We start from the raw sequence: 20,151 nt of genomic DNA, 5'->3' as shown, positions 1-20,151 counted from the left end.
ATATCTCCAATTAACCGAAGCGGCCGGTAATGTAGTCTTCTGTTTCTTTACGCTTAGGTTTGATAAAGATGTCATCCGTTTTACCATACTCAATTAAGCTACCTAGATACATATAGGCAGTGTAATCCGATACCCGTGCAGCTTGCTGCATATTATGGGTAACGATCGCTATTGTGTACTCATGCTTTAATTCATTGATAAGTTCTTCAATCTTGCCTGTAGAAATCGGATCTAAAGCAGAAGTGGGTTCATCTAACAGAATAACCGATGGTTTTACTGCTACGCCACGAGCAATACAGAGACGCTGCTGTTGACCACCAGAGAGTGATAAACCGCTTTGATTAAGCTTATCCTTAGCCTCATTCCATAGGGCAGCTTTATTCAAAGCCCACTCTACTCGCTCATCCATTTCTGAACGTGAGAGTTTTTCATACAAACGTACACCAAAAGCGATGTTTTCGTAAATGGACATCGGAAATGGCGTGGGTTTTTGGAACACCATGCCAATGCGAGATCGAAGTAAATTTAAGTCTTGGCCTGACTCTAAAATATTTTGTCCATAGAAATTAATTTCGCCCTCAGCACGTTGTCCGGGATACAAGTCGTACATACGATTTAAGGTTCTTAATAGGGTAGATTTGCCGCAGCCAGAAGGGCCAATAAATGCGGTCACTTTACCCTGCTCAATATCGAGATTAATATCTTTTAGACCTTGAAAAGATCCATAATAAAAATTCAGATTTCTGACCTCAAGAGCATTAATAGCAACTTGTTCTGATTCTTGTTTTGATGTTTCCACTACGCCCCCTTGACTATCAATCCGATTTAAGTCAAACATTGTTTTCATATTACTCATCATCCTTGGACTTTCTCACGGAATACAACGCGCGCTAAAATATTTAGCGCAAGCACTGCAAACGTAATTAATAAAGCACCACCCCATGCCAATTCAACCCAATTGTCGTAAGGGCTCATTGCAAACTGGAAAATGACCACTGGTAAATTAGCCATTGGCGCATTCATGTCAGTTGAGAAAAACTGATTATTTAGAGCGGTAAAGAGTAATGGAGCCGTCTCACCGCTAATGCGTGCAAGAGCCAATAAGATTCCGGTCATCACACCACTTTGAGCAGCGCGTAAGGTTATCTTAAAAGCCACTTTCCATTTTGGGGTGCCCAATGCATAAGCTGCCTCACGCAAACTACCAGGAACTAGTCGCAGCATATTCTCAGTGGTACGAACCACAACAGGTACTGCAATTAAGGCTAATGCAATGGTTCCAGCCCACCCGGAAAAATGTCTAACTTGAGCAACAACAAATGCATAAACAAAGAGGCCAATCACAATGGATGGTGCGGAAAGCATAATATCGGTTACAAATCGTGTAATCGAAGCTACGCGGCTACGATCACCATACTCTGATAGATATAAGCCCGCTAATACACCAATAGGCGTGCTAATTAAAGTACAACATCCAACTAAGAGAATACTTCCTACGATTGCATTTGCAAGACCACCGCCTTCGGATCCCGGTGCTGGAGTGCTATTAATGAACAAAGAAAGATCAAGCGCAGAAAAGCCTTTAATGACTAGGACACTTAAAATCCACAACAAGAAAATCATTCCAAGGACCATTGCCCCCATGGAAAGAGTTAGGCCAATCTTATTGTCACGTTTGCGTTTAGCAAAAAGTGCTTTGTTGATATTAGAAGTATTGTTCATGTTTTTAAACCCTGCTTCTTCTCCATATTATTCAGCATTAACTTAGCAGAGGACAAAACAACAAAAGTAATGAGAAATAACGCCAAACCGAGTGCATACAATGAAGATAAGTGATTGCCAGCTTCAGCCTCGCCAAATTCATTGGCAAGTGTTGAGGCAATAGAAGTTCCGGGCGAAAATAAAGAAGCGGATAGTCGATGGGCATTCCCAATGACAAAGGTTACTGCCATTGTCTCCCCTAAGGCCCTACCTAGCCCCAACATCACACCACCAATTACACCCGCTTTGGTATAAGGGAGAACTACATTTTTAACCACCTCCCAAGTTGTACAGCCAATTCCGTAAGCTGATTCTTTGAGTACTGGTGGTACGATTTCAAACACATCACGCATGACTGAAGCGATGAAAGGCAAAATCATCATTGCAAGAATTAAGCCTGCACATAGAACGCCAATACCATTAAAGGCACCTGAAAATAAAATACCTAGTCCGGGTACTTGACCCAAAGTTGCAGCTAAGGCTGGTTCAATATATTCGGCAAAAAGAGGAGCAAAAACAAATAACCCAAACATTCCGTAGATGATAGATGGCACTGCAGCTAGTAACTCGACTGCGGTACCTAAGGGACGTCTTAGAGGGCCTGGGCATAACTCAGTAAGAAAAACAGCAATACCAAAACTGAGAGGCACAGCAATCAGCAAGGCAATTAATGATGTTACAACAGTACCGTAAATAGCAATCAAACCACCAAATTCACCATTAACAATATCCCACTCTTGAGAGAAGAAAAAACCGATTCCAAAGGTAGACAAGGCTGGCCATGCATTAATCAGTAAAGAAATAATAATTCCTGTTAAGGCAATTAAAACTGACAACGCGAAAAATTGTGTAATGCCATGAAACAGAAAATCCTGAACGCGTTGCAATTTTGCAATGCTTAAGGCTTGACGGGTAGGCATTGAATGCGACTGTGTAGTATCGATCATTTAATCAGTATCTTTAGTTAATGAAACAGCCCTGCCAACCGGCAGAGCTGCACATCATTAATGACGTAAAAATAAAGTCGCCCAAACTTATTTGGTAACAACCTTGGTAAAGACATTCTTACGAATAAATTCAGTTGTAGAGTCTGGCATAGGCACATAGTCTAAATCTTCAGCCATTTTTTTGCCATCCTTGAATGCAAAGTCGAAAAACTTAATTACCTCAGCAGCATTTGCCTTGTTTTCAGGAGCTTTGTAAAGCAATATAAAGGAAGCACCAGAAATTGGCCAAGATTTAGGCCCTGATGCATTGGTAATAAAAGTTCCCATGCCAGGAATTTTTGCCCAATCTGTTCCAGCGGCAGCTGCAGCAAAAGTTAAATCATCAGGAGCAACAAAATTACCGTCTTTGTTCTTCAAGGAAATGAAAGTCATCTTGTTTTTCTTAGCGTAAGCATACTCAACGTAACCTACCGAATTCTTTACACGAGTAACGTTAGCAGCAACCCCTTCGTTACCCTTGCCGCCAACAGTAGATGCTGCAGGCCACTTCACGTTAGCTCCGGAGCCAACCGAATCCTTAAATAATTTACTTGTCTTAGCGAGATAATCTGTAAAGATTGCTGTAGTTCCAGATCCATCAGCTCGGGTGACCACAGTAATCGGTCCAGACGGAATCTTTACGCCAGGATTCATAATCGCAATACGCTTATCGCCCCAATCAGATATGAGTCCTTGGAAAATATCAGCTAGTGTAGGACCATCTAATTTAATCTCGCCAGGTTTAACGCCATCTACGTTAATCACAGGAACTACCCCACCGATAATGGCTGGAAATTGAACCATGCCATCTTTTTCTAGATCTTCAAAGGACACAGGGTTGTCAGTTGCACCGAAATCAACCGTCTTTGCTTTAATCTGCTTGATACCACCAGAAGATCCAATGGATTGATAATTCAAATTTGACCCAGTTTTAGCCTTATATGCTTCAGCCCATTTTGCATAGATTGGATATGGGAAAGTAGCGCCAGCTCCTGTCATATCCACAGCAAAAGCTGTTGGAGCAATAGAAATAGCGCCAATAACAAGCGCTTTCTTTAGGAAAAAATTCATTTGACTCGTCCTTTAAGTAGGTAAAGCTAAACCACGATAGGAGGACGATACGTTTTGACTATGACGTTTTGATGACAAGGCAGGAATAAGGAATATATTGTTTAAATTCAATAACTTAGAGAATATCCCTAAAAATCTAAAAAACCTTGTTCAAATCATTTACTAATTAAGGCACGCCAAAGTAATCATCTTATGGATTACAAATTAGCAGTATTGAAGTGCTAAAAATTATTAGTAATGACATCAAACTGCAACAAAAAATGGTAATTATAGGAGCTGTTGTAAAAGTGTAACTTCCGTGAAGTAATTATCCCCAAGCCAGCTTGGGGATTTTTTTATTCCGCAATAAAAATCAAATAACAGCGGGCATATAGGTTGTTTTCTTAAAATCCTTCTATCAATGTGGAATGTTTATTTTGGGAAATAAAGGGGATCTAATTGTCACAATTGGTAGTCACAATTCAGACAAAGATTTAACCACCATTGATGAATTGGAGTTTCCAATGCACTATCAAATTATCCCCCTAGAGATGGGCTCTTTAGTTGAGCGCCAGATATTTCAGCTTGGCAATAAAGAAATTAAGTGCGGAGTTGTATGGAAACTTGGTTCTGTTGTAACGACAATAAAGCCCTCATTTGAGGCAAGTTATGATCCAAATCTTGGCATATGCATACAAGATATTCCTGGTGGCTCAATAGGAGAAACATATGGCAGTGAAAAAGTCATTTACTTCTCCGAAACCATCAGCGAGGACGAGCAAAATGAACTCACTGATATCTTTTATGGCAACACTAAAAAATATTCAAAAAAATATGATGATGTATTTTTAGATCTGGGCTGGATTGAAGTGAATTCGGAATCATATATTTTTGGCGAAATAGAAATTAAAGAATTTAGAACTATCCCCTCCTTATACAAATGAAACTTCGAATTTTTAAAACTATATTAGCAGCATTATTTCTAAGCTTCGCATGTGTTGCGATGGCCCAAAATTTTAAATTTGTTGCTCTCGGAGATATGCCTTACAACATACCCGAAGATTATGTGCGATATGAAAGACTAATCCAACGAATTAATAGCCAAACTCCAGCATTCTCTATTTTTATAGGTGATACAAAATCTGGCTCAACACCCTGTTCAGATGAATACAACCTAATCGTTGAAGGATATTTCAAAAAATTTAACTCACCACTACTTTATAGTCCTGGTGACAATGAGTGGACAGATTGTCATAGGCCCTTAGCTGGTGCCTATGATCCAATTGAACGATTACAAGCATTAAGACAAAAATTTTTCCAATCAAAGTTTAGTTTAGGCCAGCAAAAAATTCCGCTGATCAGGCAGGCCGATATAGACCCACTTTTTAGTAAATTTGTTGAAAACTCACTTTGGGTGAAAAATCAATTTTTATTTGTTAATGTTCACATCATAGGATCCAATAATAATTTTGAGCGTGACGATCGCTCCAAAGCTGAGTATTTTGAAAGAAATCAAGCCAATTTAAATTGGATTAAATATGCCTTTCAACAAGCTCTCAATCAGAATTATGAAGGCATTATTTTTTCTTACCAAGCTGACATGTTCTACTCACCAAAACAAGCAATAGATTCAGTAAGTGGCTATCGGGAGACACTTCAACTATTAAGCTCGAGTGCAGAAACATTCAAAAAACCGGTTCTTTTAATTCATGGTGATAGTCACCGCTTAGTAATAGATCAACCCTTAAAGACGGTGGACCAAAAACACGTTCTTGAAAATGTGATCAGACTCGAAGTGATGGGCGCTGACGAGGTACAGGCAGTTGAAGTGCAAGTAAGCCCAGGACAAGAACAGCCTTTTAGCTTTACGCCCCTCTTACTAAGAGACAACATGCGGATGCTAAACCCCAAATAAAAATTTTATTTGGGGTTGTCATTGCCTGTAAGGGTTATGAATTGCTCTTTGATATTTCAGTAGAAGGTATAGTGTGGGTTTTAGTTGCTAGCTCATTTGCACTTGCCATATTATTCAGAGCATGATCCGCATCATCCATTGCACTAGTGATCAACTTCCTACCTTCCTCGAATGCAATCGATCCAGAAGATGCAATATCACGCACGACTTTTCCAAGATAGTGATTAACAGATGGCATTTTATTGTCACTGTGCTCGATCCAATCAGATAAAGAATTCATTGCTTTTTGAATATGCTTAGAGGAGTGATCAGTTAGCTCATGATGAGCATCTACTAATAAGGTTTTAGCCTTCATTCTGTATTCATCCATGCGAAATGCCGCTGCAATGGCTGCATCATTTTGTAATCTCTCAATCTCCTTAAGATTGTTTTTAGCGCTATGTTTTGCTAATTCAATCGTATGGTTCACATGTATACGCATTTCTTTAGCGTTGCATTCCGTTAATTCTTTTGCTATATCTAACATCTTATGCGATAAGGAAAATAGCTCCTCAGCTTTTTGTTTATTCCATTGCTCTAAGTTTTCTGATTTCATAATGTGCCTCCTGCATATTAAATAAATGATCTGAATTCTTAATTTATTCAATCTAAATGACAATTCAAAGTCAGATTTATTACAGATCAATGTGTAAATTTCAATCTTTTTCATTACATGAAATTCATTGGTGAATTGATAGCCATGTCACATTTTTTTTGTAAAACTAAATCCCTACTTATGGGAAATGAAGGATTATTCTTTCGTTACCGATTGCGAAAAGTCTCTCCTAACAGCCCATAGGTAACCAAACATTTATGTCTTCGCTATTACCATGAGTAAAGAACGTCTTCAGAAGCATAAAAATAGAAGAGCGGTGAATGAACCTATCTTAGAGGCAGAGAAACTCATCAAAGAGCGGCTAATCTGGCAGCACTTAGCCCGCAAGAAAATGAAGAGGGTCCTGAAGAAAATGCTTCACATCTCAGAAGGGCAATAACTGCGTCTTAGCTAGCGGGAATAAGATTAGCAATACTCTTAGCAGCATTCATAGCAGTATCCGCATTCTGCGTTTCAACCATTACCCGAACAAGAGGCTCGGTACCTGAGGCGCGAATAAGAACCCTACCAATACCTTTAAGTTCATCTTCGACTTTGGCTATTTGTTTTGCAAGACTCTGATCCGCTTTCCAATCATAGCCAGGTTTGAGTCGTATGTTTAAAAGTACTTGAGGGAACACATTCACTCCCTCTAGTAGCTGGGCAAGACTTTTCTTATTTTTCTTCATAGCAGCTAGAACTTGTAACGCTGCAATCGTACCATCGCCAGTCGAATGCTGATCTAGGCACAATAAATGTCCAGAGCCTTCCCCTCCGATGATCCAGCCCTTTTGCTTTAAGAGTTCAAGTACATATCGATCGCCGACATTTGCTCGTTCAAATTCAATACCAAGAGATTTGATAGCATTTTCTACCGCAAGATTGGTCATTAAGGTGCCAATAATTCCGCCCAACTTCTGGCCACGATCTACGCGATCCTTGGCAAGCACATAAAGGAGCTCATCACCATTAAATAAGCGGCCTAATGCATCTACCATTTGTAAGCGATCAGCATCACCATCTAAGGCAATGCCTAAATCCGCCTTTGTTTCTTTAACCTTTGCAATCAATGCTGCTGGTGCTGTGGCACCACAACCATCGTTAATATTGCGTCCATCTGGACTAACCCCAATAGAGATTACTTCTGCGCCAAGTTCATGAAAAATATAAGGCGCTATGTGATATGCAGCTCCATTAGCGCAATCAACTACTAATTTCATACCCTTGAGGTTGAGATCGCCTGGAAAGGTAGATTTACAAAATTCGATATAACGGCCTGCTGCGTCATCTAAACGAAATACCTTACCTAGCTCTTGTGAGCTAACACAACCCATTGGCTTCTCTAATTCAGCTTCAATAGCAAATTCAAAATCATCCGATAACTTATCGCCATTAGCAGAGAAAAATTTAATACCGTTATCTTGATAAGGATTATGCGAAGCAGAAATCACCACCCCAGCTGACAAACGCAACGCTTTTGTTAAATAGGCGACGCCGGGAGTTGGCATTGGTCCACACAACATGACATCGACGCCCGCAGCTGCAAAGCCTGCCTCTAATGCGGCTTCCAATAAGTATCCAGAAATTCTGGTGTCTTTACCGATCAAAACTTTACTCCGCTCACCTGGTTTTGCGTCTTTGCTAAGGACTTTTCCAGCGGCATAGCCAAGGCGAGTCATAAATTCGGGGACTATCGGAAATTGCCCTACTTCTCCACGAATGCCATCGGTACCAAAGTATTGTTTTTTCATAGATTAGATTATAAAACTGAGGACTAGATGCCTCAGTGTTTGGGTAATTGATGCTGTTGAATAGCTTCCCAGAGCTTTAGAGCATCGACTGTTTCAGGCACATCATGGACGCGAATTATTTTAGCGCCTCGATCTGTGGCCATGACAGCAGCAGCAACACTGGCAGCTACCCGATCATTAGTATCTTTACCGGTCACTTTTCCAATCATGGATTTACGTGAAATACCAGCCAATACTGGATAACTCAACTTGGAGAAACTTTTAAAATTAGATAGCATATTGAGATTGTGCTCAAGACTTTTACCAAACCCAAAACCAGGATCTATTGCAATGCGGTCTCTATTGACCCCTTTTTGAACTAAATAATCTGTACGCTCACGCAAAAATTGCATGACTTCAGCAATTACATCCTCATAGTCTGGATCAAATTGCATGGTTTGTGGATCACGTTGCATGTGCATCAAAACAATGCCACAACTCGAATTCTCTAAGATTGCATCAACTGCACCAACTTGTCTGAGTGCCCAAATATCATTAACACAATCTACACCAGCTTTTAATGCTTGACGCATCGTCTCTGCTTTATAGGTATCGATCGATAGCGCTACACCACAATCTTTTAAGCCATCAATCACAGGCAGTACTCGATCTAACTCTTCTTGTAAGGAAATAGGTTCTGCGCCAGGACGTGTAGACTCACCGCCAATATCAATGATGTCAACACCGCTACTAATCATTCGCTCTGCTTGAGCTCTGGCATCTTTAGAAGCTCTAAATTGGCCGCCATCGGAAAATGAATCTGGCGTTACATTCAGAATGCCCATAATGACTGGGCGCTTACGTTTAGCGAAGTCAAAAAGAAAACGCCCGCAACGCCATGTTGCGGGCTGATATTGCTCAAGCATCAATGAAGAAACTTAGATTGCCATTAAGCAGTTGCTGGGGCATTGCCAGCCGCTGGACCTGGCGTTCCAGCTGAATTACCAAAGGTAGTGGCTGGAGGGGGCGTAGGTGCTCTTGGTGGGCGGCCTTCCATGATGTCCGTAATTTGCTCAGCATCAATGGTTTCCCATTCCAGTAATGCAGTAACCATCGCTTCTACCTTATCCCGGTTTTGTTCGAGAATAGATCTAGCTAAGGCATATTGACTATCAATCAGCATTCTGATTTCTGCATCAACTTTCTGCTGTGTTAATTCAGAAACAGTCTTAGTGCTATTACGACCAAAGATACTTTCAGATTCAGTATCGACATAGACCATTGTACCCAAGCTATCACTCATACCATAACGCGTAACCATGTCGCGCGCCATTTTAGTGGCACGCTCAAAGTCATTCGATGCACCAGTACTCATGGAGTGTAAAAATAATTCTTCAGCAGCACGACCACCAAATAAGATCGCTAACTCTTCCAACATACGATCTTTGTAGAGGTTTACACGATCAAACTCAGGGAGCTGCCATGTAACACCTAATGCCATACCCCTGGGCATGATGGTTACCTTGTGAACTGGATCTGCCTTGGGTAATACCTTAGCTACAACCGCATGTCCAGACTCGTGATAAGCAGTATTACGGCGCTCTTCTTCACGCATCACAGCAGATTTACGCTCAGGCCCCATGTAAATTTTGTCTTTTGCGTCCTCGAAGTCTTTCATATCAACTGCTCGCTTATTGCGACGTGCAGCAAACAATGCAGATTCGTTTACTAGGTTTGCTAAGTCGGCGCCCGAGAATCCTGGTGTACCCCGAGCCAATACGGCAGCATTCACATCCGGATCAATCGGAACCTTACGCATATGCACTTGCAAAATCTGTTCGCGACCACGAATATCTGGTAAACCTACGTGTACTTGGCGGTCAAAACGACCAGGACGTAACAGTGCTTTATCCAATACGTCTGAGCGGTTGGTAGCGGCAACTACAATCACGCCGCTATTGCTCTCAAAGCCATCCATCTCAACCAACATTTGGTTCAGTGTCTGCTCGCGCTCATCATTACCGCCACCCATACCGGCGCCACGATGACGACCGACTGCATCAATCTCATCAATAAAAATGATGCAAGGTGAATTCTTCTTAGCAGTTTCAAACATATCGCGCACGCGAGATGCTCCAACACCCACAAACATTTCTACGAAGTCAGAACCAGAAATAGAGAAAAAAGGCACTTTAGCTTCACCCGCAATCGCACGCGCTAAAAGCGTCTTACCCGTTCCTGGAGGGCCAACCAACAGAACGCCGTGTGGAATGCGTCCACCAAGCTTTTGAAACTTCTGGGGGTCTTTTAAAAAGTCAACTAATTCAAAAACTTCTTCCTTAGCTTCATCGCAACCGGCTACATCTGCAAATGTAACCGTATTGCTGTTTTCATCAATCAAGCGTGCTTTGGATTTTCCAAAAGAAAATGCACCGCCCTTACCGCCACCTTGCATCTGGCGCATCATGAAAAACCAAAATCCAATAATCAGTAATGTAGGTCCAAGGTAGTAAAGAGCAGAGACCAGCACGTTGGGCTCATCATCTGCTTTGCCAGTAACTTGAACACCATACTTCATCAAGTCACCCACCATCCAGATGTCACCGGGAGAGATGAGAGAGTATTTATTACCATCTGCAGGCGTTACCTGTAATGTACGACCTTGCACATCAACACGCTTTACTTTGCCAGTTTTGGCATCGTCCATGAATTGGGAATACGTGACTTGATTTTGGTCCTTAGGCTTATCAAACTGTTTGAAAACAGTAAAAAGCACTAAGCCCACAATGAGCCATACACCGATTTTTTGGAACATATTGCTGTTCAAAATGAGTCCTTTTCTGGATTAACCCAGCAGTTAAAGCGGATTGCTACCTAAGTATTTGATTCTACTACCAGCCTTTTTCAAGAGCTAATGGTGTTTTTATTTAATAAACCCCTATATTTTATGGGTAATTGGGCATTATTTAGGGGGTTTGAGGTTTTTACCCAATAAGAAGATTTCTGAAGAACGGGCCCTAGAAGCCTTTGGTTTCCTAGAGACTACCGTTTTAAAGACCTTTTTGAAGGCCTCAACGATTTGACTATAGCCACTACCGTTAAAGCATTTAATCAACAGAGCCCCTTCAGGCTTGAGGTGTGTAGTAGCAAAATCTAGAGCAATCTCAGCTAAAAAAGCCATTCTGGCTGCATCCGCTACCCCAACACCCGATAAATTAGGAGCCATATCGGATAAAACGAGATCAACCTTCCCATCTGCTTCCTTGGGCAAGAGCGCCTCTAGGGCAGCTAAGCCGTCATCCTCCCGAAAGTCACCCTGAATAAAGCTGACATCTGCAATATCTTCCATGGGCAAAATATCAATCGCAATGATGATGCCATCTGGTTTACCAGACTCAATCTTGGGATTTGTCTTGCCTAACTCAGTTAAGCGATTGCGGACATACTGAGACCAGCTACCCGGAGCGCTACCAAGATCAATCACCGTCATGCCTGCTTTAATGAGGTGATCTTGCTCATCGATTTCACTCAACTTGTAAACAGCTCTCGCACGATAGCCCTCTTTTTGAGCCATCTTCACATACGGATCCGTTAAGTGATCTTGTAACCAACTTTTATTAAATTTATTCTTTGCCACAACTTACCCACTTTCGCTCACTATTTTCCTTGTTTATGCCTTCCAAGGCAAAGGAATCGAGCTAAAAGATTGGAAATAGTCTAAAACAGCCCTAATTTTCGTAGTCAATGCTCTATCATCGTGCCCATGACTGCACTCACCATTACCCCTACACAACGTAAATCCCTCAAAGCAGATGCACATGAACTTTCTCCTGTCGTCATGATTGGAGGGGATGGACTTACGCCTGCTGTTATCAAAGAAGCAAAGCTTGCTATTAGCCACCACGGTCTAATCAAGATTCGAGTTTTTGGTGATGATCGTGATGCACGGATTGCGATCTATGAAGAGCTATGCGATAAATTAAATGCAGCTCCGGTTCAGCACATCGGTAAATTATTGGTGCTGTGGAAGCCAAAAGACATTGTTGATGAGGCTTTTACTAACTTAGGTAGATCTAGTAAACAGACGAAAAAAAGTTTGCAAGCTCAGCGTACTAAACGCCAGCCAAATCGAGCGCCAGCAAAAGCAGGTGTTCGCACCAGTGACTCGGAAAGATCTGATCGTCGTTTGGCTTCGAATAAGTCTCCATTTGCACGAGCCGCTGCAGTGAAGTCCGCTACACCTAAAAAACGGGTGCTGCGTGCCGATGCTACAGAGTCTAAAATTGGCTGGTCGTCACCAGGCTATCGTAAGGCAGCCGCCGCACCTGGGCCAATCAAGAGACGTAAGGTACGTATGAGTAGTACCAAAAAGAAATCTCTTGGGTCTTAAGAGTTAGTGTAATAGTAAAAATGCCGCGAGTCGGCATTTTTTAATGATGATTTTTGGTTAATTGCCAAAGTAAATAAAGACCAAGTGCACTTTGTATTAAATAGACTAGGCTGGAAGCGCCATGCAGTTTTGAAAATAGTCCTGCAGAGGGCGAGAGCATGACAGGCATACCTTGCAACAATGCCTCATCTCGTAGTGTATTCATCCAGGGTATGAAAATCAATAATGCAGTTAGAGCGCAAAGTAGTATTCCCAATAACAACCAGCGAATAATACGGAAATGGGAAAGGCCTCTATTGATCAGCAAATTGGCCAAGACCATTAATGCAATACAAACTATCGTACTGATGAGTGCCTCAACTCTGAAGATGCTACCCGCAACCATGCCTGCTACCTGACGGTCAGTCAATGTACTAAAAATAGTGGGAGCAACTAAATAAGCGCTAGTGAATATGCTTCCAACCCATAATCCAGTGACGAGGGTAAAGAGTCTTTGCGCCCCCAAATAGTTTGAGGCACTGGATATCTGCATCACCATTACTGGGGTCCAGTGATTAGATGTAGCGCACCGCTAAGATTTCAACCTGACGATTTCCGCCTGGAGCTTGAACAGCAACAACATCACCCTCTTCCTTGCCAATTAATGCGCGGGCTATAGGAGAACTAATAGAAATTTTCTTGACGGCAATATCTGCCTCATCATCACCGACTATTTGATAGGTCAGCTTGGTGCCATCTTCAAGGTCTTCAAGATCAACTGTCGCACCAAAAACCACTCTACCAGTCACATCTAAGGTTGATGGATCAATAATTTGAGCAGCAGAGAGTTTACTTTCAAGCTCTTGAATACGGCCTTCAATGAAGCCTTGCTTTTCCTTCGCGGCATCATACTCAGCATTTTCCGAAAGATCGCCTTGTGCGCGAGCTTCAGAAATAGCGTTAATCACAGACGGACGCTCAACATGCTTGAGGCGGTGCAATTCTTCTTTGAGAAGTTCTGCACCGCGCTTAGTAATCGGAATTGTGCTCATGCTACTAACCTAACTTATATTCTGGCGCCTAATTGCGCGTGTAAAAATTGATTTTAGATTAAATGAGCGCCCGATGTAAGTTTTGCAAAGAATATACTTCTAGCGATTCTTTATTGCCGTTTTGCGAGGCCATTAAGCCATCCATCACCGCCCTAGCAGCACTAATGGTCGTGTAATAAGTAACACCATTCGCCTGAGCGCTGGTACGAATCGAACGCGAATCAGCAATGGCAGTTCGAGTCTCATCAACAGTGGTAAATACCAATGATATTTCACCATTTTTAATTAAATCGACTATGTGAGGACGACCATCCTTAACCTTATTCACAACCCGTACAGGCAATCCCGCTGCCTCTATTGCGGCTGCCGTCCCCTTAGTGGCCACCATTGGGAATCCCAATTGATGGAGTAATTTAGCAACTTCAACCGCCTTTGGTTTGTCACTGTCTTTAACGGTAAGGACTACTGTTCCAGATTTCGGAAGCTTGATACCTGCTCCTAATTGAGATTTGAACAAGGCTTCACCAAAAGTATTGCCCACGCCCATTACCTCACCGGTAGAGCGCATCTCAGGTCCTAAAATTGGATCAATTCCTGGAAACTTATTGAATGGAAATACGGCCTCTTTAACCGAGTAGTAAGGTGGCCTCACTTCAGTTTTGATACCTTGTTGATCTAATGATTGACCCACCATACAACGCGCTGCAATCTTGGCTAACTGAAGACCGGTAGCTTTGGAAACAAAAGGCACGGTACGTGAGGCGCGTGGGTTCACCTCCAACACATAAATAACGTCTTTGCCGTCGACATTTTGAATGGCGAATTGAACGTTCATTAAGCCAATTACATTGAGGCCTTTAGCCATTGCTGCAGTTTGGCGTTTAATCTCTGCAACCGTTTCATCGGAGAGTGAATAAGGGGGCAATGAACACGCAGAGTCACCAGAATGAACGCCGGCTTGTTCAATATGTTCCATAACGCCACCGATAAACACGCGGGTACCATCGCTAATGCAATCTACATCACACTCAATCGCATCATTTAAGAACCGATCTAGCAATACTGGCGAGTCATGTGAAACCTTGACAGCTTCACGCATATATCGCTCAAGGTCACGACCATCATGAACTATTTCCATGGCGCGTCCACCCAATACGTAGGATGGACGAACCACTAATGGATAGCCAATTTCTTCTGCAAGTTTAAGCGCCTCATCCTCTGCCCGAGCAGTACGGTTTGGAGGTTGACGCAAGCCTAGCTCTTGCAATAACTTTTGGAAACGCTCGCGATCTTCTGCAGCATCAATCATATCGGGAGAAGTTCCAATAATTGGAACACCATTACGCTCAAGATCTAAAGCCAATTTCAAAGGCGTTTGACCACCGTATTGAACAATCACACCTTTCGGCTTTTCCTTTGCAACGATTTCTAGTACATCTTCCAAGGTTAAGGGCTCAAAATACAAACGATCTGAAGTATCGTAGTCGGTAGACACGGTTTCTGGATTACAGTTGACCATGATGGTCTCATAACCATCATCACGCAAAGCTAAGGCTGCATGTACGCAGCAATAATCAAACTCAATACCTTGACCAATTCGGTTAGGGCCACCACCCAAGACCATGATCTTGTCTCTATTACTTGGCTGGGATTCGCATTCACCATGCTCTGCTTCGTAGGTTGAATATAAGTAGGCCGTATTGGTGGAAAATTCCGCCGCACAAGTATCAACTCGTTTATAAACCGGTACTACCTTCAATCGATGACGGGCGGCACGAACAAAAGATGCTTCAACACCCAACAATTTGGCAAGACGGCGATCTGAAAACCCTTTTTGCTTAACGGCACGTAATTCGGCAGCCGTTAGGCTATCGATCTTACGGAGTTTTAATTGCGCCTCCATGGAAATGAGCTCCTCAATTTGCTCTAAGAACCAAGGATCGACTTTGGTTTCGTTATAGACCTCATCAAGCCCCATGCCCATTCGGAAAGCATCGGCCAAATACCAAATACGATCTGGGCCTGGTTCACCAATCTCTTGAATGATGTCATCTAGATCGGTAGAAATCTCATCTAAGCCATCAACTCCAACTTCAAGACCTCGAAGGGCTTTTTGGAATGATTCTTGGAAGGTTCGCCCAATCGCCATAACTTCACCCACGGACTTCATCTGGGTAGTCAGACGAGAATCAGCTTGCGGAAATTTCTCAAAAGCAAAACGTGGGATCTTAGTTACAACATAATCAATCGAAGGCTCGAAAGAAGCAGGAGTAGCACCGCCAGTGATGTCGTTTTTTAATTCATCTAAGGTGTAACCAACAGCTAATTTTGCCGCTATCTTAGCAATCGGAAAGCCGGTTGCTTTAGATGCTAAAGCAGAAGAACGTGAAACCCGCGGATTCATCTCAATAACAATCATGCGACCATCTACTGGGTTAATTGAAAACTGTACGTTTGATCCACCAGTGTCAACGCCAATTTCACGCAGAACAGCAATCGATGCATTACGCATGATTTGATATTCTTTATCAGTTAGAGTTTGCGCTGGGGCTACGGTAATAGAGTCACCGGTATGAACGCCCATTGGATCTAAGTTTTCAATGGAGCAAACAATGATGCAGTTGTCATTGCGATCACGCACCACTTCCATTTCAAATTCTTTCCAGCCCAATAAAGATTCCTCAATGAGGAGTTCACGGGTTGGAGATAAATCTAGACCGCGTTTACAAATTTCTTCAAATTCTTCGCGGTTGTAGGCGATGCCACCACCAGAGCCGCCCATCGTGAATGATGGGCGTATGACTACCGGGAAACCAGAGCTACCCGTTTCTTTTTGAATGCGCTGTTGCACTTCATGGGCCTCATCCATAGAATGCGCAATGCCAGACTTAGCTGATCCTAAACCAATCTTAGTCATCGCATTTTTAAACTTCTGGCGATCTTCAGCTTTATCAATCGCTTCCGGTGAAGCACCGATGAGTTCGCAGCCATACTTTTCTAATATGCCATGGCGATGAAGGTCCAATGCGCAATTAAGTGCTGTTTGTCCGCCCATGGTCGGCAATATCGCGTCTGGCTTTTCTGTAGCGATAATGCGCTCTACAACCTCCCAGGTAATCGGCTCAATATAAGTAACATCAGCCATTTCTGGGTCAGTCATGATGGTAGCGGGATTACTATTTACCAGAATGACTTTATAACCTTCATCGCGCAAAGCTTTACAAGCTTGAGCGCCTGAATAATCAAATTCACAGGCCTGCCCAATCACAATCGGACCTGCACCAATAATCAAGATGCTCTTAATGTCGCTACGCTTAGGCATTATTTGCCCTCCTTCTTGCTAGCATTCATGAGCTCAACAAATCGATCAAATAAATAGGCTATGTCATGGGGGCCTGGTGAGGCCTCAGGATGCCCCTGAAAACAAAGTGCTGGCTTATCTTTCCAAGCAAGACCTTGAAGTGAGCCATCGAATAAAGAGACATGCGTAACGCGAATGTTGTCTGGCAAGGCATTAGCATCAACAGCAAATCCGTGATTCTGAGAAGTAATGGCTACTCGGCCGGTATCTAAATCCTTGACCGGATGATTGGCGCCGTGATGGCCAAATTTCATTTTCAAAGTTTTCGCACCAGCTGCAAGTCCCATGATTTGGTGACCTAAGCAGATACCAAATGTCGGTGTACCCTTTTCAATAATTTCCTTTGCAGCAGCTATTGCATAGGTGCAGGGTTCAGGATCGCCAGGACCGTTGGAGAAAAATACGCCGTCGGGTTTCATGGCCAATACATCAGCAGCACTAGTTTGTGCTGGCACAACAGTTAACTCACAGCCACGTTCAGTCAACATGCGCAGAATATTTCGCTTAACGCCAAAGTCATAAGCTACTACTTTATTAGAGGGCTTACTTTTATCCAAAGTTCGATAGGCAGGCTTTTCATCTGGGCCATGAAGATCCCATTGTGCTTCACGCCATTGGTAAGATTTATGGGTTGTCACAACCTTCGCAAGATCTAGGCCGGCCATTCCTGGAAATGCCTTTGCTAACTCAAGTGCCTTTTTGCCCAAAACTTCGCAATCATCACCAAGCTTTCCAGCAACAATCGCGCCTGATTGCGCGCCCTTATCCCTTAGGATACGGGTTAATTTACGGGTATCAATACCAGAAATACCGAGAACACCTGCCTTGGTGAGATATTCATCAAGGCTAGCTTCTGAACGAAAATTAGAGACTCGCTTAGGAAGATCTTTAATGACCAAGCCAGCAGCATGAATTTGATCCGATTCAGCATCCTGAGAATTTACGCCTACATTACCAATGTGTGGGTAGGTCAATGTCACAATTTGACGGGAATAACTTGGATCGGTAATGATCTCTTGGTAGCCAGTTAAAGCAGTATTAAAAACCACTTCGCCGGTAGTTTCGCCTGGGGCGCCAATACTCAACCCGAGAAATACAGTGCCGTCGGCTAGTGCCAACACGGCAGGAGGAAAAGAAGGAAGCAAGGGTGACAAAACATCTCCAGTCCCTGCTCCATCCGACGCTCAAAACCCCCAAAAATACCAACCCGAGGCTTGTTTATGCGGGAGGTGAGTGTCTTTAAGCGCTAGGGTATTTAATAAGTTCGAACCTTTCAATCATACCAGTTTTGCTTCTAAACCCTTGAATACCTCACCAAATAGGCCTTGCAAGCACGACACCCTTCTCTGAAGTAAAACCAGGGGAGGTGCTCAAGGGGGGAAGGCTAAGCCCATACGCTGTTTTCGATGATGGTCTTAATTTGGGCTAGGACAGTTTGATCTTCCATCGTACTAATATCACCAGGATCACGGCCTTCTGCAACTGCTTGCAATGCACGCCGCACAATCTTGCCTGAACGTGTCTTAGGAAGTGCTGTGACAACATAGACACGACCTGGACGAGCAATGGCTCCCAAAGTGATGTCTACGGTTTTCATGCACTCGGCTTCAAGAGTTGCGGTATTGGAAGAATCTTTTGGAATCACAAATGCAATTGCGGCCTGACCTTTGAGCTTATCTTCAATACCAACGACCGCTACCTCTGAAATATTAGGATGACCAGAAATACTCTCTTCAATTTCGCGAGTACCTAAACGGTGTCCGGCAACGTTAATCACGTCGTCAGTACGGCCCAAAATAAAGAAATAACCATCTTTATCTTTGATACCCCAGTCAAAAGTTGAGTAAATTACCTTGCCAGGAATAGTTTCCCAATAGGTACTGACAAAGCGCTTGTCATCACCCCAAACAGTTTGCATACAACCTGGGGGTAAAGGGCCTTCAATTGCAATAACCCCTTTTTTATCAGGACCCAATTCTTCTGAGCTTACGTCATCAAGCAACTTCATGTTGTAGCCAAATGAGGGCACGCCAGGAGAGCCAAATTTATGCGGCATCACTTCAACGCCACGCTGAATTGCCAGCATCGGCCAACCTGTTTCTGTTTGCCAGTAGTTATCTATGATTGGTTTTTTTATCGCGTCATGTATCCACGTTGCGGTGGGCTCATCTAATGGCTCGCCTGCTAAAAATAAAGCACGTAAAGTAGAAAGATCATATTTTGTTAAGAAGGCAGGATCCTGTTTCTTTAAAACGCGCACTGCTGTTGGAGCTGAGAACATCACTGAGACTTTGAATTTCTCCACAAGCTCCCACCAGATACCAGCATCTGGACGCAGAGGTGTGCCTTCATACATGATGGTTGCCATGCCACTGATCAAGGGTGCGTAAATAATGTAACTATGCCCGACAACCCATCCAATATCAGAGGTACAAAACATCGTCTCACCTGCATTGCCAGTAAAAATATGTTTCATGGATGATGCCAAGGCAACAGCATATCCTCCGGTATCACGCTGCACACCTTTAGGTTTTCCTGTAGTTCCAGAGGTATATAAAATATAGGATGGGTGCGTTGCATCGACCCACTCAATGGGAACAATGTCATTCAAATGTTTTTGACGCTCGGTGGCATAGTCAAGATCGCGACCAGTAACTGTGGTGTACTCCGTTAAACCGCGGTTGATGATCAATACTTTTTCTGGCTTATACGTTGCCAAGGTAATCGCTTCATCCAATAGAGGCTTGTAAGGAACGGCTTTTCCGCCACGCGCACCTGCTTCTGCACAAACGATCATCTTTGGTTTTGCATCGTCAATGCGTGATGCAAGGCTATGTGAAGCAAACCCACCAAAAACCACAGAATGGATCGCCCCAATCCGCGCACATGCCAGCATTGCAAAGCACGCTTCAGCAATCATTGGCATGTAAATAAGAACACGATCTCCTTTCCCAATGCCATTGGCTTTATAAATTGCCGCCATACGATTGACTTCTTCGTATAGCTGTTTATAGGTATATATTTTTTCTTGATTGGTTTCTGTTGAGACCGCAACTAAGGCGATCTGATCAGCTCGCTCTTTAGCGTGGCGATCTACTGCGTTGTAGCAAAGGTTGGTTAAGCCCCCTTCGAACCACTTTGCAAAAGGAGGATTATCGTAATTTAGAACTTTCTCGAAAGGTTTTTCCCAGTGAATTAACTTCGCTTGTTCGCCCCAAAAACCATCTGGGTCTTGAATTGAGCGTTCGTGATGTGCTTTATAGGACATATTCAACCTAAGTAAAAGTGACTGA

17 protein-coding genes are annotated in these 20,151 nt (G+C 43.0%); 3 read left to right on the top strand and 14 right to left on the bottom strand.

The features are described 5' to 3' along the window. Positions 1–10 precede the first annotated feature (10 nt). The 4 genes from pstB to pstS all read right to left on the bottom strand — a co-directional run bounded on the left by pstB (position 11) and on the right by pstS (position 3,818). The gene (gene pstB / locus ICN38_RS03790; protein WP_255562701.1) at positions 11–847 is read right to left on the bottom strand and encodes a phosphate ABC transporter ATP-binding protein PstB; all 837 of its coding nucleotides are present in this window, start codon (positions 845–847) and stop codon (positions 11–13) included. Between the two features lie 8 nt (positions 848–855). Next, positions 856–1,722, bottom strand: coding sequence for a phosphate ABC transporter permease PstA (gene pstA, locus ICN38_RS03785; RefSeq protein WP_216255403.1), 867 nt, complete (start codon positions 1,720–1,722; stop codon positions 856–858). Further along, entirely contained in the window at positions 1,719–2,708 is a 990-nt protein-coding gene (gene pstC, locus ICN38_RS03780; protein WP_216255401.1) for a phosphate ABC transporter permease subunit PstC, read from the bottom strand. Before pstC ends, pstA begins: the two co-directional genes overlap by 4 nt. 87 nt (positions 2,709–2,795) lie before the next feature. Then, entirely contained in the window at positions 2,796–3,818 is a 1,023-nt protein-coding gene (gene pstS, locus ICN38_RS03775) for a phosphate ABC transporter substrate-binding protein PstS (protein WP_216255399.1), read from the bottom strand. A gap of 407 nt (positions 3,819–4,225) precedes the next feature. On the opposite strand from pstS, the gene ICN38_RS03770 reads away from it, so the two are divergent. Next, positions 4,226–4,741, top strand: a complete 516-nt coding sequence (locus tag ICN38_RS03770; RefSeq protein WP_216255397.1) for a hypothetical protein — start codon at positions 4,226–4,228, stop codon at positions 4,739–4,741. 59 nt (positions 4,742–4,800) lie between these two features. Then, positions 4,801–5,712, top strand: coding sequence for a hypothetical protein (locus ICN38_RS03765; protein ID WP_216255394.1), 912 nt, complete (start codon positions 4,801–4,803; stop codon positions 5,710–5,712). A gap of 34 nt (positions 5,713–5,746) precedes the next feature. Here ICN38_RS03765 and ICN38_RS03760 read toward each other — a convergent pair whose 3' ends face one another. The 5 genes from ICN38_RS03760 to ICN38_RS03740 all read right to left on the bottom strand — a co-directional run bounded on the left by ICN38_RS03760 (position 5,747) and on the right by ICN38_RS03740 (position 11,713). Beyond that, positions 5,747–6,307: a hypothetical protein gene (locus ICN38_RS03760; protein ID WP_216255392.1), complete on the bottom strand. Its 561-nt coding sequence runs from the start codon at positions 6,305–6,307 to the stop codon at positions 5,747–5,749. 446 nt (positions 6,308–6,753) lie between these two features. Then, the gene (gene glmM, locus ICN38_RS03755; RefSeq protein WP_216255390.1) at positions 6,754–8,097 is read right to left on the bottom strand and encodes a phosphoglucosamine mutase; all 1,344 of its coding nucleotides are present in this window, start codon (positions 8,095–8,097) and stop codon (positions 6,754–6,756) included. A 32-nt stretch (positions 8,098–8,129) separates the two neighbouring features. Beyond that, entirely contained in the window at positions 8,130–9,002 is an 873-nt protein-coding gene (gene folP, locus ICN38_RS03750; protein WP_216256239.1) for a dihydropteroate synthase, read from the bottom strand. A gap of 23 nt (positions 9,003–9,025) precedes the next feature. Further along, positions 9,026–10,903, bottom strand: coding sequence for an ATP-dependent zinc metalloprotease FtsH (ftsH, locus tag ICN38_RS03745; RefSeq protein WP_216255389.1), 1,878 nt, complete (start codon positions 10,901–10,903; stop codon positions 9,026–9,028). A 135-nt stretch (positions 10,904–11,038) separates the two neighbouring features. After that, on the bottom strand, positions 11,039–11,713 hold the full coding sequence (locus ICN38_RS03740) for an RlmE family RNA methyltransferase (RefSeq protein WP_216255387.1): 675 nt from the start codon (positions 11,711–11,713) through the stop codon (positions 11,039–11,041). Between the two features lie 126 nt (positions 11,714–11,839). Here ICN38_RS03740 and ICN38_RS03735 point away from each other — a divergent pair, with 126 nt between their 5' ends. After that, positions 11,840–12,466, top strand: coding sequence for a YhbY family RNA-binding protein (locus ICN38_RS03735; RefSeq protein WP_216255385.1), 627 nt, complete (start codon positions 11,840–11,842; stop codon positions 12,464–12,466). A 40-nt stretch (positions 12,467–12,506) separates the two neighbouring features. Here the strand turns inward: ICN38_RS03735 and ICN38_RS03730 are convergent, their stop codons facing one another. The 5 genes from ICN38_RS03730 to ICN38_RS03710 all read right to left on the bottom strand — a co-directional run bounded on the left by ICN38_RS03730 (position 12,507) and on the right by ICN38_RS03710 (position 20,126). After that, positions 12,507–12,998, bottom strand: coding sequence for a DUF4149 domain-containing protein (locus ICN38_RS03730; protein WP_255562736.1), 492 nt, complete (start codon positions 12,996–12,998; stop codon positions 12,507–12,509). 22 nt (positions 12,999–13,020) lie between these two features. After that, positions 13,021–13,497 (bottom strand): transcription elongation factor GreA, encoded by a 477-nt coding sequence (gene greA, locus ICN38_RS03725; RefSeq protein WP_216255380.1) that lies wholly within the window; start codon positions 13,495–13,497, stop codon positions 13,021–13,023. A 58-nt stretch (positions 13,498–13,555) separates the two neighbouring features. Beyond that, positions 13,556–16,819: a carbamoyl-phosphate synthase large subunit gene (gene carB, locus ICN38_RS03720; RefSeq protein ID WP_216255378.1), complete on the bottom strand. Its 3,264-nt coding sequence runs from the start codon at positions 16,817–16,819 to the stop codon at positions 13,556–13,558. Further along, positions 16,819–18,003, bottom strand: coding sequence for a glutamine-hydrolyzing carbamoyl-phosphate synthase small subunit (carA, locus tag ICN38_RS03715; RefSeq protein ID WP_216256238.1), 1,185 nt, complete (start codon positions 18,001–18,003; stop codon positions 16,819–16,821). The genes carB and carA overlap by 1 nt, the downstream gene beginning before the upstream one ends. A gap of 239 nt (positions 18,004–18,242) precedes the next feature. Next, the gene (locus ICN38_RS03710; protein WP_216255376.1) at positions 18,243–20,126 is read right to left on the bottom strand and encodes a propionate--CoA ligase; all 1,884 of its coding nucleotides are present in this window, start codon (positions 20,124–20,126) and stop codon (positions 18,243–18,245) included. Between the last annotated feature and the right edge of the window lie 25 nt (positions 20,127–20,151).

Origin of the sequence: Polynucleobacter sp. AP-Melu-500A-A1, assembly GCF_018882125.1 — a bacterium.
GTDB lineage: Bacteria > Pseudomonadota > Gammaproteobacteria > Burkholderiales > Burkholderiaceae > Polynucleobacter.
The sequence above is the reverse complement of the archived record's forward strand: the minus strand, read 5'-3'. Positions and strand labels throughout refer to the sequence as shown.

Coding starts and splice junctions, on each gene's coding strand:
- ICN38_RS03770 (WP_216255397.1), top strand. CDS start 4,226: ATGTTTATTTTGGGAAATAAAGGGGATCTAATTGTCACAATTGGTAGT.
- carB (WP_216255378.1), bottom strand. CDS start 16,819: ATGCCTAAGCGTAGCGACATTAAGAGCATCTTGATTATTGGTGCAGGT.
- ICN38_RS03710 (WP_216255376.1), bottom strand. CDS start 20,126: ATGTCCTATAAAGCACATCACGAACGCTCAATTCAAGACCCAGATGGT.
- ICN38_RS03760 (WP_216255392.1), bottom strand. CDS start 6,307: ATGAAATCAGAAAACTTAGAGCAATGGAATAAACAAAAAGCTGAGGAG.
- greA (WP_216255380.1), bottom strand. CDS start 13,497: ATGAGCACAATTCCGATTACTAAGCGCGGTGCAGAACTTCTCAAAGAA.
- pstS (WP_216255399.1), bottom strand. CDS start 3,818: ATGAATTTTTTCCTAAAGAAAGCGCTTGTTATTGGCGCTATTTCTATT.
- folP (WP_216256239.1), bottom strand. CDS start 9,002: ATGCTTGAGCAATATCAGCCCGCAACATGGCGTTGCGGGCGTTTTCTT.
- pstB (WP_255562701.1), bottom strand. CDS start 847: ATGAAAACAATGTTTGACTTAAATCGGATTGATAGTCAAGGGGGCGTA.
- ICN38_RS03730 (WP_255562736.1), bottom strand. CDS start 12,998: ATGCAGATATCCAGTGCCTCAAACTATTTGGGGGCGCAAAGACTCTTT.
- glmM (WP_216255390.1), bottom strand. CDS start 8,097: ATGAAAAAACAATACTTTGGTACCGATGGCATTCGTGGAGAAGTAGGG.
- ICN38_RS03765 (WP_216255394.1), top strand. CDS start 4,801: ATGGCCCAAAATTTTAAATTTGTTGCTCTCGGAGATATGCCTTACAAC.
- pstC (WP_216255401.1), bottom strand. CDS start 2,708: ATGATCGATACTACACAGTCGCATTCAATGCCTACCCGTCAAGCCTTA.
- ICN38_RS03735 (WP_216255385.1), top strand. CDS start 11,840: ATGACTGCACTCACCATTACCCCTACACAACGTAAATCCCTCAAAGCA.
- pstA (WP_216255403.1), bottom strand. CDS start 1,722: ATGAACAATACTTCTAATATCAACAAAGCACTTTTTGCTAAACGCAAA.